Annotated in this window: 14 protein-coding genes; 10 read left to right on the forward strand and 4 right to left on the reverse strand. The window is 70.9% G+C overall.

Going from position 1 to position 15,559, the window contains the following annotated elements; translation table 11 throughout:
* Positions 1–10 precede the first annotated feature (10 nt).
* Positions 11–496 carry a DUF1990 domain-containing protein gene (locus DX116_RS11910; protein ID WP_119704487.1) on the reverse strand — a complete coding sequence of 162 codons (486 nt, stop codon included), beginning with the start codon at positions 494–496 and terminating at the stop codon, positions 11–13.
* Positions 497–580: 84 nt separating this feature from the next.
* Between DX116_RS11910 and DX116_RS11915 the strand changes: the two genes are divergently transcribed.
* Both DX116_RS11915 and DX116_RS11920 read left to right on the forward strand, forming a co-directional pair.
* Positions 581–1,900, forward strand: a complete 1,320-nt coding sequence (locus DX116_RS11915) for a M20/M25/M40 family metallo-hydrolase (RefSeq protein ID WP_119704488.1) — start codon at positions 581–583, stop codon at positions 1,898–1,900.
* Positions 1,897–3,390: an MFS transporter gene (locus DX116_RS11920; RefSeq protein WP_119704489.1), complete on the forward strand. Its 1,494-nt coding sequence runs from the start codon at positions 1,897–1,899 to the stop codon at positions 3,388–3,390. Before DX116_RS11915 ends, DX116_RS11920 begins: the two co-directional genes overlap by 4 nt.
* A 43-nt stretch (positions 3,391–3,433) precedes the next feature.
* Here the strand turns inward: DX116_RS11920 and DX116_RS11925 are convergent, their stop codons facing one another.
* Positions 3,434–4,183 carry a ZIP family metal transporter gene (locus DX116_RS11925; protein WP_119704490.1) on the reverse strand — a complete coding sequence of 250 codons (750 nt, stop codon included), beginning with the start codon at positions 4,181–4,183 and terminating at the stop codon, positions 3,434–3,436.
* A gap of 103 nt (positions 4,184–4,286) precedes the next feature.
* Here DX116_RS11925 and DX116_RS11930 point away from each other — a divergent pair, with 103 nt between their 5' ends.
* Together DX116_RS11930 and DX116_RS11935 are read left to right on the forward strand one after the other, a co-directional pair.
* Positions 4,287–5,600 carry an alpha-hydroxy-acid oxidizing protein gene (locus tag DX116_RS11930; RefSeq protein WP_119704491.1) on the forward strand — a complete coding sequence of 438 codons (1,314 nt, stop codon included), beginning with the start codon at positions 4,287–4,289 and terminating at the stop codon, positions 5,598–5,600.
* A gap of 87 nt (positions 5,601–5,687) precedes the next feature.
* The gene (locus DX116_RS11935) at positions 5,688–5,930 is read left to right on the forward strand and encodes a hypothetical protein (protein ID WP_119704492.1); all 243 of its coding nucleotides are present in this window, start codon (positions 5,688–5,690) and stop codon (positions 5,928–5,930) included.
* 3 nt (positions 5,931–5,933) lie between these two features.
* Here the strand turns inward: DX116_RS11935 and DX116_RS11940 are convergent, their stop codons facing one another.
* A complete protein-coding gene (locus DX116_RS11940) occupies positions 5,934–6,194 on the reverse strand; it encodes a hypothetical protein (protein ID WP_119704493.1) in 261 nt (86 codons plus the stop codon).
* Between the two features lie 33 nt (positions 6,195–6,227).
* A complete protein-coding gene (locus tag DX116_RS11945; RefSeq protein WP_119704494.1) occupies positions 6,228–7,094 on the reverse strand; it encodes a helix-turn-helix domain-containing protein in 867 nt (288 codons plus the stop codon).
* Between the two features lie 101 nt (positions 7,095–7,195).
* On the opposite strand from DX116_RS11945, the gene DX116_RS11950 reads away from it, so the two are divergent.
* The 6 genes from DX116_RS11950 (at position 7,196) to DX116_RS11975 (ending at position 15,533) form a co-directional block, all read left to right on the forward strand.
* The gene (locus DX116_RS11950; RefSeq protein WP_119704495.1) at positions 7,196–7,894 is read left to right on the forward strand and encodes an SDR family NAD(P)-dependent oxidoreductase; all 699 of its coding nucleotides are present in this window, start codon (positions 7,196–7,198) and stop codon (positions 7,892–7,894) included.
* Positions 7,895–7,970: 76 nt separating this feature from the next.
* A complete protein-coding gene (locus DX116_RS11955; RefSeq protein WP_158591985.1) occupies positions 7,971–11,288 on the forward strand; it encodes a DEAD/DEAH box helicase in 3,318 nt (1,105 codons plus the stop codon).
* Between the two features lie 119 nt (positions 11,289–11,407).
* Positions 11,408–13,147 carry an alkaline phosphatase gene (locus DX116_RS11960; RefSeq protein ID WP_119704497.1) on the forward strand — a complete coding sequence of 580 codons (1,740 nt, stop codon included), beginning with the start codon at positions 11,408–11,410 and terminating at the stop codon, positions 13,145–13,147.
* Positions 13,148–13,241: 94 nt separating this feature from the next.
* Entirely contained in the window at positions 13,242–13,871 is a 630-nt protein-coding gene (locus DX116_RS20140) for a YtxH domain-containing protein (RefSeq protein ID WP_199716062.1), read from the forward strand.
* A 1-nt stretch (position 13,872) separates the two neighbouring features.
* Positions 13,873–14,793 carry an NADP-dependent oxidoreductase gene (locus DX116_RS11970; protein ID WP_119704498.1) on the forward strand — a complete coding sequence of 307 codons (921 nt, stop codon included), beginning with the start codon at positions 13,873–13,875 and terminating at the stop codon, positions 14,791–14,793.
* 8 nt (positions 14,794–14,801) lie between these two features.
* Positions 14,802–15,533, forward strand: a complete 732-nt coding sequence (locus DX116_RS11975; protein WP_119704499.1) for an endonuclease/exonuclease/phosphatase family protein — start codon at positions 14,802–14,804, stop codon at positions 15,531–15,533.
* Positions 15,534–15,559: the final 26 nt, after the last annotated feature.

Consider the following 15,559-nt stretch of genomic DNA (forward strand, 5'->3'; position numbering starts at 1 on the left):
GTCTCCGCCCCTACTTCTGATCGAGCGACGCGAGGTAGCGCCGGGTCATGTGGGCCTGGACGACGCGCGCCACCGGGCCGCCGGCTCGGGCCAACCACCCGGACGGCTTGGAGAACGCCGTGATGGTCGCGGTGACCTCCTGCGTCAGGGGGTCGATCTCGACGACGAAACGCTCCTCGCCGCACTCGGGGTGCCTTGCGAGCGTCCCGTAGGCGAACCCGCGCCGGTCCGGCTCGTCGATGACCGAGACGACGCGGCACTCGAAGCGCAGCGTCAGCCAGCGGAACGCGACGTCGCGTCCGACGGTGGCGACGTCTGGGCCGGACACCTTCCGCACGCCAGCGTGCTCGTGCGTGCGCCACGACAGCAGATCGGATGCTGCGGCCTCGAAAGCGTCCCGTCCGCGTCCGACCAGGCGCGAGGCGCGGACGTGGTGGTAGCCGGCCGGCAGCGCGCCCGCCGTCGCTCCCACCTCGGGGTAGGTCAGCTCTGACATCGGGGCCTCCTTCGACGGCTCACCGATCGTCGCACGTCCCGAAGCGCGCCCGGCTGACCCGCCGTGACAGCTAGTCTGCCGATCATGGACGACGACGCGGCAGTCGCAGCACTGCAGGCCCTGGTGCGGATCCCCACCGTCAGCGATCGCGACCCCGCCAAGGTCGACGAGGACGCGTTCGACGAGGCGCTGGCCGAGCTCGAGCGGCGCTTCCCGCTGTTGCACGAGCACCTCGAGCTGACGCGCGTCGACACCCACGGCCTGCTGTTCCGATGGGCCGGCACCAGCGACGCGAAGCCCGTCGTGATGATGGCGCACCTGGACGTCGTCCCGGTCGAGGGAGCGTGGCAGTACCCGGCGTTCAGCGGCAAGGTCGTCGACGGCACCATCTGGGGTCGCGGCACGCTGGACGACAAGGGAAGCCTCGTCGGCATCTGCGCCGCGGTCGAACGGCTGCTCACCGACGGGTTCGTGCCCGCGCAGGACGTCTGGCTGTCGTTCGGCTGCAACGAGGAGGTCTCGGGCACGTCCGCCGTGCTGGCCGTCGAGGCGCTGCGGGCCAGGGGAGTGCAGCCCTGGTTCGTCATCGACGAGGGCGGAGCGATCGCCAGCGAGGCGTTTCCGGGCGTCGCCGCACCTGTCGGCGTCATCGGTGTCACCGAGAAGGGCGTGACGTCGGTCGTGCTCCGGGCCGAGGGACGCGGCGGGCACGCGTCCACCCCCGCCAAGATGGGCCCCACGGCCCGCATCGCCCGTGCCATCACGCGCATCGACCGCTCGCCGATGTCCGCCAGCGTGCCGGAGCCGACCATCGAGCTGTTCCGTCGCATGGGCGCGCACGCACCGCTCGCGCTGCGCCCGATCATGCAGAACGCCGGCAGGGCCAAGCGGCTCATGACCCGCGCGCTGATCGCCGCGGGCCCCGAGCCGGCTGCGATGACGCGCACGACGTTCGCCATCACGACCTTGTCGGGCGCGCCCGCGCTCAACGTCATCGCCGCCACCGCGACGGCCGGCGTCAACATCCGCATCATGGTCGGCGACACCGTGGCCGGCGTGCTCGAGCACGTCCGCAAGACCGTCAACGACGACCAGGTGCAGATCGACGTCGTCGAGCAGAACGAGCCCAGCCCCATCTCGCCGATGGACGACGCGTTCGAGCTCATCGAGCGCACGATCACCGAGATCTTCCCGGACGCCGTCCCGTCGCCGTACGTCATGATGGCCGCCACCGACTCGCGCTTCTTCGCCGCGATCTGCCCGCGCGTCTACCGCTTCGCGCCGTTCCGGATGACCAAGGCGCAGCGCGAGTCGATCCACTCCTACGACGAGCACCTGGGCGTGGACGCCTTCCTGGACGGCGTCCGGTGGTACCGCCGGCTGATCGAGAGGTTGCCGGCGTGAGGGCTTCGACAGGCTCAACCGGCGGGAGCGGCAAGGCCGCAGCGCAGGGGCTCGGAGCGGTCGTCGGCTTCCTCGTGGCGGTCGAGATCGCCAGTGGCGTCCTGCAGGGCTACTACACGCCGATCTATCCGCAGATCGCTCAGCACCTCGACATCACCGAGGGCGACATCAACTGGTTCGAGGCGGCGCAGCTGATCGTCTCGGCGCTCGCGATCCCGTTGCTGGCGCGGCTCGGTGACCTCATCGGGCACAAGAGGGTGCTGGTGCTCGCGACGGCCGTCACGGCGCTCGGCTCGTGGATCACGGTCGTCGCGCCGAGCTTCACGACCTTCCTGATCGGCTGGGCCCTGCAAGGTGCCGCGATCATCTGGCTGCCGCTCGAGATCGCCATCATCCACCGCCGCACCCGCGATTCCGGACGTCAGTCGCTGCTCACCCGTCGCGGCGCCGCGGTGCTGGTGGGCGCGCTCGAGCTGGCGGTCATCATCGGCGCCCTCACCAGTGGTGCCATCGTCGACGGCCTCGACATGAACGTCGTGCTCGCCGTCCCGGCCGTCGTCGTCACCCTGGTGCTGGTGGCCGTGTGGTTCGGCATCGAGGACGCGCCGGGGGAGTCCTCCGGCGGCATCGACTGGACGGGCCTCGCGCTCGTCACGCTGGCGCTCGGCCTGGTGATGGCCGGCCTGGTGCTGGTGCGACTCGACGGCGCTGGCAGCGTCCGCGCGTGGGTCGTCATGGTGCTCGGCGTGCTCGTGCTGGTGCCGTTCGTGCGTCACGAGCGATCCGTCGCCGACCCCATCGTGGACGTCGACCTGCTCGCGAGCCCCAGCCAATGGCCGATGCAGGTGACGGCGTTCCTGTTCGGCATCCCCGTGCTCGGAGGCCAGATCCCGCTGTCGACCTTCGCCCAGGCCGATCCGGACGTCCGCGGGTACGGCCTCGGCGCCGACTCGGGCTTCGTCTCGACGCTCATCGGCGTCTACGTCATCACGCTCGCGATCGGTGCGTTCACGCTGCCGGTGACGACCCGGCTGCTCGGCGTCCGGCGCACGCTGATCCTGGCCTGCCTGCTCGTCGCTGCCGGGTACGCGTTGTGGCTGCCGTTCCACGACACGACGCTGCAGGCCATCACCAACATGGCCGTCGCCGGTCTCGGCTCAGGAGCGCTCGTCGCGTCCCTGCCGGCCGCAGCCGCGGCTGCGGCGCCTCCCGAGCGGACCGGCATCGCCACCGGAATGACCAACGGAACCAAGGTCATCGGCGGCGCGATCGCCTCGTCGATCTTCGCGATCGCGCTCGCGTCCACCGGCTCGATCGACAAGCTCGGCGAGGAGGCGACCAACGCCCCGCTTTCGGGCTACCTCGTGGTGTGGGGCGTCTGCTCGGGGGCAGCGCTGATTGCCGCGATCGTCCTCATGCTGGCGCCGAAAGTGGCGTTCGCCCGCGAGGAGGAGCAGGCGTCGACCGCTCCGGGACGTCATCCCGATTGAGGTGACCTAGGTACTGATGTGATGACGTCCCGCGGGCGAACCCTCACATCCGCCCGATCGCGAACGCGGTCAGGAACCCGACCGTCGCGATCAGCCCCGCGTAGAGGTGCGTCTTCTCGAACGCCTCGGGGATCATCGTGTCGGCGACCATCGCGAGGATGGCGCCGGCCGCGATGGCGGTGATCGCGGCGATGGTCTCGTCGGGAGCGCCCTCGAGCACCAGGTTGCCGACGAGCGCCGCCACGCCGGAGGCGACGGCGATGCCGATCCACACGCCGAAGACGTACCGCGCGCTGCGGCCGCTGCGCTTCATGCCCGCGGCGCTCGAGAGCCCCTCCGGCAGGTTCGAGATGAAGATCGCCGCCAGCACGGGCACGCCGACCCCGCCTCCGCCGAGCAGTGAAACGCCCAGCACGACCGACTCCGGGACGCCGTCGAGCAGGGCGCCGATCGCGATCGCCGAGCCGCTGCCGGCCTGCTCGTCCTCGGACGGCTGCTGGTCCTGCGACCGCTTGCGGTGCTGCGCGCCCCGCCGCGCCAGGGCGACGTTGGCCGCGACGTAGACGACCGCGCCACCCAGGGCGCCGGCCACGGTCGGCACGAGCCCGCCGGTCTTCTCCGCCTCGTCGACCAGGTCGAACGACAGCGCCGAGATCAGCACGCCCGAGCCGAAAGCCATCACCGACGCGACGACAGGGCGCGGCACTCGGACGAACCACGCGATCAGCGCGCCCACGACCAGTGCGCCACCCGCGAGCAGACCCCAGGCTCCTGCTTCGAGCCAGATCGGCATGGGTGCTCCTTCGGTCGGTGCGGACAGTGCCAGGTACCCGGTGCGTGCCACCCCATGCACACATACCCTCGGACACGGTCCACACCGCACACGAGGAGACACCATGGTCGAGCCCGCACAGTCCGTCGGTCCCGGGCGCGAGCGGCAGGGCGCGATCTACAGTGCCGGCGTCACCGGTGCCAGGCCTCTCGTGCCGACCTCGTTCGCCGACCTCGAGCGCGCGGCGCAGCGGGTCGCCTCGCCCAAGGGTTGGGCCTACGTCGCGGGCGGAGCCGGCGAGGGCCGGACGATGCGCAACAACCGGGCCGCGTTCGACCGGTGGGCCATCGTGCCCCGCATGGCGCACGGGGGAGCGACGCGCGACCTGTCCGTCGACCTGCTCGGCACCCGCCTCAGCTCGCCGCTGCTGCTCGCGCCCGTCGGGGCCGGCCAGCTCATCGACCCCGACGCCGACCTCCACACGGCCAGGGCCGCGGCCAGCACCGGCGTGCCGTACATCTTCACCAACCAGGGCGGTACCCCGATGGAGGAGGCCGCCGCCGAGATGGGATCGACCCCGCACTGGGTGCAGCTGTACTGGAGCACCGACGAGCGCCTCGTCGACAGCCTCATCGGACGCGCCGAGGCCAGCGGCGCCACGGCCCTGGTGGTCACGCTCGACACGACGACGCTCGGCTGGCGTCCTCAAGACCTCACGCTCGGCTCGCTGCCCTTCGCGCAGGGCCTCGGTATCGGTCAGTACACGTCCGACCCGCGCTTCCGCGACATCGTGGCCCAGCGGGTGGCCGCCGCCAAGGCGTCCGGCGCGGCCTCGGACGTCAAGGTGACCCTGCAGGCGATCCGCTCGCTGATCTCGATCACGCGCAACCACCCGGGCAGCTTCTGGACGAACATCCGCTCGCCGCTGCCCCGCGCGTCCGTCGAGACCTTCCTCGACATCTACTCCAACCCGGGGCTGAGCTGGGACCACATCGCGACGCTGCGCGACCGCACCCGCCTGCCCGTCGTGCTCAAGGGGATCCTGCACCCGGACGACGCCCGCCGTGCCGTCGACCTCGGTGTGGCGGGCATCGTCGTGTCCAACCACGGCGGCCGCCAGGTCGACAGCTCGATCGCGTCGCTCGACGCCCTGGTCGACGTCCGTGAGGCGATCGGGCCGGAGCCGACGGTGCTGCTCGACAGCGGCATCCGCACGGGCGCGGACGTGTTCACGGCCCTGGCGCTCGGCGCGGACGCCTGCCTGCTCGGGCGCCCCTACATGTACGGCATGGCCATCGCGGGGCAGCAGGGCGTCGAGGAGGTCATCGCCAACGTCGTCGCCGAGCTCGACCTGACGATGGCGCTGACGGGGGCGACGGACGTCAAGGACGTCTCGCGAGATCTCGTCGTGCCCAACCCGTCGTGGACGGGTGCCTAGTCACTTCGGATCCGTCCGACTAGTCAGTTAAGACAGTCTTTCCGAGAATCTGTCACGCATGCCCAGGTTCGGACCTACGGTCGGGCCATGAACAAGTTCCGCAGCTCGATCGTCGCCTTCGTCCTGACCACCTCGGCCCTCTCCGGCGCCGGCATCGCGATCACGGCCGAGTCGGCCTCCGCCGCCACGTGCACCAAGACGTCGACGGGCAAGTGCATCAAGGGCGGCCAGTTCTGCCCCAAGGCCAAGAAGAACAAGGTCGGCATCGACGGCAGCGGTCGCCGCTACGTCTGCAAGAACAGCAAGGGCACGCTGCACTGGATGAAGTAGGCCTCAGAACCACGCGTCGCGCGACGGGTTGGGATCGGGGTGGCACGGCCGGAGTCGATCGGCCGGCAGCCAGCGCTGGACGACCGGCGACCCGTCCTGCGTGTCGTCGACGAACACGACGAGCGCCGTCCATCGCTGCCCTTCTCGCCGCCACTCGACCACGAACCCCTGCCACGGCCTGGCGTACCGGTGGTCGACGCGCTTGACGAGCACGTGACGGGTGGGCTCGTACGGGGGCCATGCGTCGCGCCTCGTCCGGTTCATGCCCACCCGGACCAGACTAGAACATGTGTTCGATCATGACGACGTCGCCGGTTCTTGGATGCCCGACATCACCGCGAGCCTGAACTTGGTCTCGTCCTCGGTGTCGGGGGTGGCCGACAAGATGACGATCTTGAGCTCGGCGTCGCCGTCGGTCAGCACGTCGCAGTCGACCAGGATCGGCCCGACGGCTGGATGGTGGACGGTCTTGTGACCCTCGCGGTGCGCCCCGACCTCGCCGGCCGCCCACAGCTGGGCGAACCGCTCGTTGCCGGCGGTCAGGCGGTCGATCAGGTCGCCGAGGCGCCGGTTGCCGGGGAACCGTCCGGTGGCCCGTCGCAGGTCCGACACGACGGCAGCCGGCACGGAGTCGTGCTCGACCGCCTCGACCGGCCACTGCGCCAGACGGGGTGCCTCCCCGTCGACAGGAAAGGTGTCGAGCGCGAAGTTGCGCTGCGCCGGGGGAGTGGCCGACGGATCGCCCACGAGCGCCGCCCAGCCGCGGTTCCACTGGATGAGCTGCCAGTCGGCGGCGAACACCGCGGTGGCGGAGTCGTCGTTGCGGCTCAGGATGCGCTGGATGCCGGGCGGCACGTGGTCGGAGATCTCGCCGTCGCCGGGAGGCGCGAGCCCGGCCAGCCGGTAGAGGTGGTCGCGCTCGTCGAGCGTCAGCCGCAGCGCACGGGCGAGGGCCGCCACGATCTGCGGCGACGGGGTGGTCGCGCGTCCCTGCTCGAGGCGCACGACGTAGTCGACCGAGACGCCGGCGAGCTCGGCCAGCTCTTCGCGGCGCAGCCCCTGCGTGCGGCGTCCGTGCCGCATCGGGAGACCCGCCGAGGCGGGCGACAGGCGGTCGCGCCAGGCACGCAACGTCGCCGCGAAGGTGGTCTGGTCGACGCTCATGCATCCATTGTCGTCCCTGTGCCGACGCGGTGCCTGGTATCGCTGGTCCTACCGTCGAGGCGTCCCTGGTGCGTCTTCGGGGCGCGGCGCACGCTGGACCCATGACCATCACCTTCATCACCGGAGCCAACAAGGGTCTCGGCCTCGAGACCGCCCGCCGCCTCGCCGAGCACGGACACACCGTCCTCGTCGGAGCCCGCAACGAGGAGGCAGGACGTGCCGCGGCCGAGTCGGTCGGCGGGCGGTTCGTGCAGATCGATGTCACCGACGACGACTCGGTGGCTCGCGCGGCCGCCGACGTCCAGCAGCACGAAGGCTCGCTCGACGTGCTGATCAACAACGCCGGCATCGCCGGCACGATGGGCGAGGCGGACGACCTGACCGGTGCCGCCGTGCTGCGCGTGCTCGACGTCAACGTGGTCGGTGCCGTCCGCACCACGCGCGCGTTCCTGCCGCTGCTCGAGGCATCAGCCGACCCCGTCGTCGTCAACGTCAGCAGCGGCATGGGTTCGCTCGACCTGACGCACGACCCCTCGCGGCCCGAGTCGCACGTCGTCGCACCGGCCTACACCTCGTCGAAGGCGGCGCTGACGATGCTCACGACCCAGCATGCCAAGGCGTTCCCGGGCATCCGCATCAACGCAGCCGACCCCGGTTACACGGCCACCGACCTCAACGCCAACAGCGGCTTCCAGACCGTCACGGAGGGGACGGACGCCATCGTGCAGCTGGCGACGGAGGGACCGGGGCACGGCTCCGGACGGTTCGTCGACCGTCACGGCGAGACCACCTGGGGTTAGGGCCCGCCTGGGGGGCCGCGGACGGCTGTGGACCGAGCGGTCGGTGGTGTCGGGGGCGCCGACTAACCTCGCAGACGTGACGCCGACGATCGCCTCCCTCACGGATGCCGAGCTGCGTCGCGCCTTCGACTCCGGCTCGCTCTCGCGGGGCAAGGTCTACGCGCACGCCGGACGGGTGAGCGTCCGCAGCGTCGACCCCGACGGCGACGCGGCCAGCGGAGAGGTGCGGGGCACCGATCCGCAGGTGTACTCCACGACGGTGCAGCTGCGCGAGACCAAGGCCGGCGGCACGCACGTCGTGGCCACGTGCAGCTGCCCGGTCGGCTACGGCTGCAAGCACGCCGTCGCGCTGATCATCGCGGTGCGCAGCTCGATCGACGCCGCGCCCGACGACGATCTCGAGGTCGAGGTCGAGGCCGAGGCGCTGCCCGAGCCCGAGCCCGCGGCGCTGCCCCACGCGTCGTGGCAACGCCGCACGGCACGTCCGTCCGAGCCGCAGTGGCGCTCGGCGCTGGCGCCCCTCGCCGGCGGTGCCCCGCCCCGCGGTCGCACCGACTGGGCGCTGCGCATCGACCTCGCGCCGTCGTACTACCGCGGAGAGGCCCTGCTCTCGGCCCGTCCGCTCAAGCGCGGCGTCAAGGGCACCTGGATCAAGACCGGCGCCACCTGGCCCGACGTCGAGGCCACCACCCGCGGCTTCGGCGGCGGCCACCCCCAGGTCGACGCGCTGGCCGAGCTGCAGGTCGCTGTGCGCGGTCACTACTCGCACATCCGGCGCTCCGACGGCACGATCGACCTCGGTGGTCTCACCCGCGATGCCTGGCGGGTCTTCGAGGCCATGGCCGACGCCGGTGTCACCCTCCTCGGGCCGGGCAACGCCGAGGTGACGGTGATGCGCGACCCCGTCGTGGTCAGCGTCGACATCGCGCCCGACGGCGACGACGGCGACCTGTCGGTGTCGGCGAGCCTGTCGCACGACGACATCGACGACGCACAGTCCGACGACCGCGTCATGCTCATCGGCCAGCCCGCCCACGGCATCGCCGCGTGGGACCACGACAGCCCGCGCCGGCTGTGGCTCGCGCCGTTCGCCGAGCCGCTCGACCAGCCGCTGCGCATGCTGGTGCAGAACCGGCAGGGCGTCCAGATCCCGGCCCGCGACGCCGGCGAGTTCCTGCGCGACTTCTACCCCCGCATGGAGCGCACGCTGGGCTCGGTGCGGGTCGACCCGCGCATCGACGTCCCCGAGATCGTCCCGCCCCGCCTGTCGATGAAGGTCACCCACGACGGCCTGTCGGCCGAGGTCGAGTGGGGCTTCGTCTACGAGGTCGACGGCCGCACGCTGCGCGCGGCGTGGGGCTCGGGTCTCGAGCCGTTCCGGGACCGAGCCGCCGAGCAAGACCTCGTCCGCAGCTTCGAACCGCCGCCCGGACTGCCGGTCACCACCGACAAGCTCGGCCGCGCCACGGTGCTGCCCAAGGCGACGGTCGACGGTTACCCGGCCGTCGTGCTGAGCGAGGACGTCGTGCCGGCGCTCGCCTCCGCGGGGGTCGACGTGCAGACCATCGGCGAGCGGCCCGACTACCGCCTGGCGGGCACGGCACCCGTCGTGCACATCTCGCTCGAGGACGGCAAGGACCGCCGCAGCGACTGGTACGACCTGGCGGTCACCGTGACGATCGAGGGTGAGCGCGTGCACTTCGGGCCGCTGTTCGCGGCGCTGGCGGCGGGGGAGTCGCACCTGGTGCTGCCCAGCGGCACCTACCTGTCGATCGACCGTCCCGAGCTGGTGCAGCTGCGCGAGCTGATCCTCGAGGCGCGCGAGCTCACCGACAAGCGCGATGGCGAGAGCCTGAGGGTCAGCCGGTTCCAGGCCGGGCTGTGGGACGAGCTGGTCGCCCTCGGCACCATCGACCAGCAGGCCAGCAGCTGGAAGCAGTCGATCAGCGCCATCCGCTCGCTCGACGAGGTGCCGGTGCCCGAGCTGCCCGCCGGTCTCGACGCCGAGCTGCGTCCGTACCAGCGAGACGGCTACGCCTGGCTCAGCTTCCTGGCCGACCAGTCGCTCGGCGGCATCCTCGCCGACGACATGGGGCTCGGCAAGACCCTGCAGGCCCTCGCGATGATCGCGCGGCAGGTCGAGGGCGGCACCGGCCCGTTCCTGGTGGTCGCGCCCACGAGCGTCGTCGGCAACTGGGCCCGCGAGGCCGCGCGCTTCGTGCCGGGCCTCGCGGTCGCCACGATCCACGGCACCAAGGCACGCCGGCGCACCGAGCTGGCCGACGAGGTCGAGGGTGCCGACCTCGTCATCACCTCGTACGCGTTGTTCCGCATCGAGAACGACGCCTACCGCGAGCAGCAGTGGGCCGGCCTGCTGCTCGACGAGGCGCAGTTCGTCAAGAACCACCAGGGCAAGACGTACCAGTGCGCGCGACGTCTGTCGGCACCCTTCAAGCTGGCCATCACGGGCACGCCGCTCGAGAACTCGCTGATGGACCTCTGGTCGATGCTGTCGATCGTCGCGCCGGGTCTCTACCCCGACCCGCAGCGCTTCGCAGCGAGCTACCAGAAGCCCATCGAGACCGGCCACGGAAAGGACAAGCTCGCCCTGCTGCAGCGCCGGGTCCGTCCGCTCATGCGGCGCCGCACCAAGGAAGAGGTCGCCGCCGACCTGCCACCCAAGACCGAGCAGGTGCTCGAGGTCGCGCTCAGCCCCAAGCACGCCCGCGTCTACCAGACCCACCTGCAGCGCGAGCGCCAGAAGGTCATGGGCCTGCTGGCCGACGAGTCGTCCGACCACCGCTTCGAGGTGCTCGCCTCGCTCACCAAGCTGCGGCTGCTGAGCCTCGACGCCGGTCTCGTCGACGAAGAGCACGACGGCATCGGCTCGGCCAAGATCGACGTGCTGCTCGAGCACCTGCACGAGGTGACGGCCGAGGGGCACCGGGTGCTGGTCTTCAGCCAGTTCACCAGCTACCTGGCCCGCGTCCGGTCGCGGCTCGACGACGACGGCATCGCGTACTCCTACCTCGACGGACGCACGCGCCACCGGACGTCCGCGGTCGACTCGTTCACGTCCGGCCAGACGTCGGTGTTCCTCATCAGCCTCAAGGCCGGCGGGGTCGGCCTCAACCTCGTCGAGGCCGACTACGTCTACGTCCTCGACCCGTGGTGGAACCCCGCTGCCGAGGCGCAGGCCGTCGACCGGGCCCACCGCATCGGCCAGACGCGTCCCGTCATGGTCTACCGCCTGGTGTCGGCCGACACGATCGAGCAGAAGGTCATGGAGCTCAAGGCCCGCAAGTCGGCGCTGTTCGACGCAGTGATGGACGACGGCGCCGCCCTCGCGGGCGCGCTCACGTCTGCCGACATCCGCGGCCTGCTCGGGGTCTGACGTCCGCGACGCGGTGCATGCGCGAGCTGTTCACCTGGGAGCTGCACGGCGTTGTCCGGGCGGTCGGTCCGGCCCGGCAGGTTCGCACCATCACCGACCTGAGAAAAGGACAAGAACTGATGGTGCGTAGAACAACGATGGTGGCCGCAGCCGGCGCCCTGGCGCTCGGCGGACTCGCGATCGGTAGCGCTGTGCAGGCCGTCTCGCCCGGCTTCACCGACGACCGGTCGGCCAACCTGTCCTCGGCGATCAACTCCGAGAAGCCCCGCAACGTCATCCTGCTGATCGGCGACGGCACCGACGACTCGATCATCACGGCGGCCCGCAACTACGAGCTCGGCGCCAAGGGCCGCTTCGCCCTCGACGAGCTGCCGTTCACGGGAGCCATGACGACCTTCGGCCTCAAGACCGGACCCAACCCCGACGACTACCCGATCAACTACGTGTCGGACTCCGCACCCACGGCCAGCGGCTGGTCGACCGGCAAGAAGACCGTCGACAGCCGCATCTCGCAGGGTCCCAGCGCGTCCGACACGACGCCCGGCACCGACTACGACACCGTCCTGGAGAAGTACAAGCTGCAGGGCAAGCGCACCGGCAACGTCTCGACCGCCGAGATCACCGACGCCACGCCCGCGGCGGCCGGTGCTCACATCAACCTGCGCGCCTGCCAGGGCCCGGCCGACATGGCCAACTGCACCGCGGCCAAGAAGAGCAACAACGGCAAGGGATCGATCGCCGAGCAGCTCGTCGACAACAAGATCGACGTCCTGCTGGGCGGCGGCAAGCAGCGCTACACCCAGGCCACCGATGCCGGTCCGACCGTGCTGGACTACGCGAAGAGCGACAAGCTGAAGTACAACGTCGTCGAGAACAAGGACGCCCTCGACAGCGTCAAGACCCTCGACAACGGCCCGATCCTGGGGCTCTTCACGTCCGGCAACATGACGCCGCGCTACCAGCCGCTGGTCGCGACGGCCGCCGGCGCGGGCGGGCCCGACACGACCTGCCAGACCGCCAACCGCGGCACGCAGCCCTCGCTGGCCGACATGACGGACAAGGCGATCAAGCTGCTCGACAACGACAAGGGCTTCTTCCTGCAGGTCGAGAGCGCGATGATCGACAAGCAGGAGCACGCCTCTGACATCTGCGGCGCCATCGGCGACGTCGTCGAGCTCGACAGCGCGCTCAAGGTCGCCCAGGCCTACCAGGCCAAGCACCCCGACACGCTGATCATCGTCACGGGTGACCACGCGCACTCGACGCAGATCGTCGGCAACGGCGCGGGAACGACCGAGGGCGCCACCGGCGCCACCGGCGGCAAGGCGACGACGACGCTCAAGACGTTCGACGGCGACCCGATGACGGTCGCGTACTCGACCGCCCCGCCGAACGCTCCAGGCGCGAGCACGTCGCAGTCGCACACCGGCAGCCAGATCCGCGTCGCGGCCTCCGGCCCGCAGGCGGCCAACGTCACCGGCACGATCGACCAGACCGACCTGTTCGCCACGATGCTGGGCCGCACGCCCAGCAAGGTCGCGACGCCCGCCACGCCGCCGACTCCGGCTGCTCCGTCGGCGCGGCCCGCCCTCGCGGTCGTCGCCGACAAGAAGATCTCGGCCAAGGCGCTGAAGACGAAGGGCCTGCGCGTCTCGACGAGCGCCTCGGCCGCGACGTCGGTCAAGATCACGCTGCTCAAGGGCAGCAAGGTGCTGGCGACCAGGAACCTCGGCTCGGCCGGCGGCACGGCGTACCTCCGTGCTCGCGGCAGCGTCAAGGGTGCCGTGAAGGTCGTCGTGACCGCGACCGGCCCTGGTGGGTCGACCAGCAAGACGAGGTCCAGCGCCGTCACGCGCTGAGCTCCGTCCCTCCGCACGGGTGTGTCCGGTTCGCCGGGCGCACCCGTGCGTGCGTGGATCTGCGAAGCCCGGCCCGATACGTCAGACTCGGTGCATGAGCCTCTTCAGCCACCCCTTCAAGAAGCTGACCCTCGCCGCCGCCTTCGGCATCGGCTACACGCTCGGCGCCAAGGCCGGCCGCGAGCGGTACGAGCAGATCAAGAACGCCGCGCAGCAGGTCAAGGACGACCCGCGCGTGCAGGACGCCGCGGCCAAGGCCGAGGACCTCGTCCGCGACGCCGCCACGACGATCAAGGACGACCCGCGCGTGCAGGACGCCGTCCACCGTGCGGAGGGCCTGGTCGGCGACGTGAAGGACGCCGTGCACGACGACGACCTGGTCGACCGTGCCAAGGACGTCGCGTCCGACGTCAAGGACAAGGCCGCCGACGTGGCCTCCGACGTCAAGGACGCCGCCGACGACGGAACCCTGCGCGAGCACGCCAAGGACGTCGCCTCCGACGTCAAGGACAAGGCCTCTGACGTGGCCGACACCGCATCGAGCAAGGCCAAGCACGTCGCCGACGAAGTCAAGGACGCCACCGACACGGCCGAGCAGCAGGTCAACCCGCTGCTGGCCGACGAGCACATCGAGTCGACCGACGAGGTGGTCTACTCCGCCGGGCCCGACATCGAGGAGTCCATCGACGAGCTCGCCCCGAGCGACGACAAGGACCGGATCTGAGGTGCGCGCCGTCGTCTACAACGAGTACGGCGGCCCGCTCGAGGTCACTGACGTCGACGAGCCGAAGATCGGGCCCGACTGGGTGAAGATCGCGGTGCGCGCCAGCTCGGTCAACCCGGTCGACTGGAAGATCGCGACCGGCGGCCTCGACGCCGTCCTCGACACGTACTTCCCGGTCGTCCCGGGCTGGGACGTCGCTGGCGTCGTCGAGGAGGTCGGGCCGTCCGTGACCGAGCTCGAGGTCGGTGACGAGGTGTTCGGCTACGTCCGCAAGGACGCCGTGCAGGGCGGCACGTACGCCGAGAAGGTCGGTGCACCCATTCGCACCGTCGCCAAGAAGCCCGCCGACGCCAGCTTCGAGCAGGCGGCGGCCATCCCGCTCGCCGGGCTCACGGCCTTCCAGGCGCTCGTGCACCACCTCGACGTCGGCGCCGACGACATCGTGCTGGTGCACGCTGCCTCGGGCGGCGTCGGCTCGTTCGCGGTGCAGATCGCCATCTCTCTCGGCGCCCGCGTGATCGGCACGGCGTCGGACGGCAATCACGACTACCTGCGCGGGCTGGGCGCCGAGCCCGTCACCTACGGCGACGGCCTCGCCGAGCGCGTGCGAGAGCTGGCGCCTGACGGGGTGACGGCCGTGCTCGACCTGAGCGGCGCCGACCTCGACACCACGCCCCACGTGCTCGCCGGCGGCTCCGAGGGGCGGGTCGCGTCCATCATCGACCCGGCCGTCAAGGAGCTCGGCGGACACTACGTGTTCGTCCGGCCCGACGCCGACGACCTCGACGAGCTGGCCAGCCTGTTCGACGACGGTGCCCTGAAGGTCGAGATCGCCGAGACGTTCCCGCTGGCCGAGACCCAGAAGGCGTGGGACCTCAGCCAGGAGGGCCACACCCGCGGCAAGATCGTCATCACCGTCTGACGTCCGACATGACCCAGCCCGCACCGGGTGCCACCGCGAGACAGGTCGTGCGGTGGCACGCGGTGGCCTTTCTCAACCTCTGGGGCGATGACGGCGGACGTGGCACGAGGACCTTCGCCGACCGCCTCCCGCAGATGGTCGCCGACCTGACGAAGAACCGGCCCGAGGTCATCGGCGTCTGCGAGCTGCGCGCGTCGAACGAGCCGTACGCCACCGACCTCTTCGCGGCGGAGGGGTACGTCAGGATGGCGCACTCCCATCGTCTGGGCATCTACGCGGTGCCGACGGCCGTCAAGGCGTCCACCGGCTTCTACCGCTATCCGACGCAGAACGAGGGCGCCGCCGAAGGCATCCTCCGCCAGCGGCTCAAGATCGACGGGTCGTGGGTGCACGTCGGGGTGACGCACCTCGACTACCGCGAGGGTTTCGCCGAGGGGCGCGTGCACCAGATGAACGAGGGCATCAGGGCGATGGAGTCGTTCGCGCGCCGGTGGAGGCTGCCGCGGTGGACGACGCGGTCGGTCATCCTGGGCGATCTCAACTCGACGCGGTGGGTCGTGCAGCGTGCCCTCGAGCCGGCGGGCTTCAAGGACGTCGGTGCCGGTGCCGACATCGATGTCATCGCGGTGGGTCGCGGCCGCAGGATCCTGTCGGCCTCGCACCGCCGCACGGCGTCCGACCACCCCATCGTCGAGGCCACCCTGGGCAAGATCGTCCCGGTCGAACCCATTGACGTGTGACCTGTGCCACTGAGATGGTAACTGCG

Source organism: Aeromicrobium endophyticum (assembly GCF_003586285.1).
Taxonomy (GTDB): domain Bacteria; phylum Actinomycetota; class Actinomycetes; order Propionibacteriales; family Nocardioidaceae; genus Aeromicrobium; species Aeromicrobium endophyticum.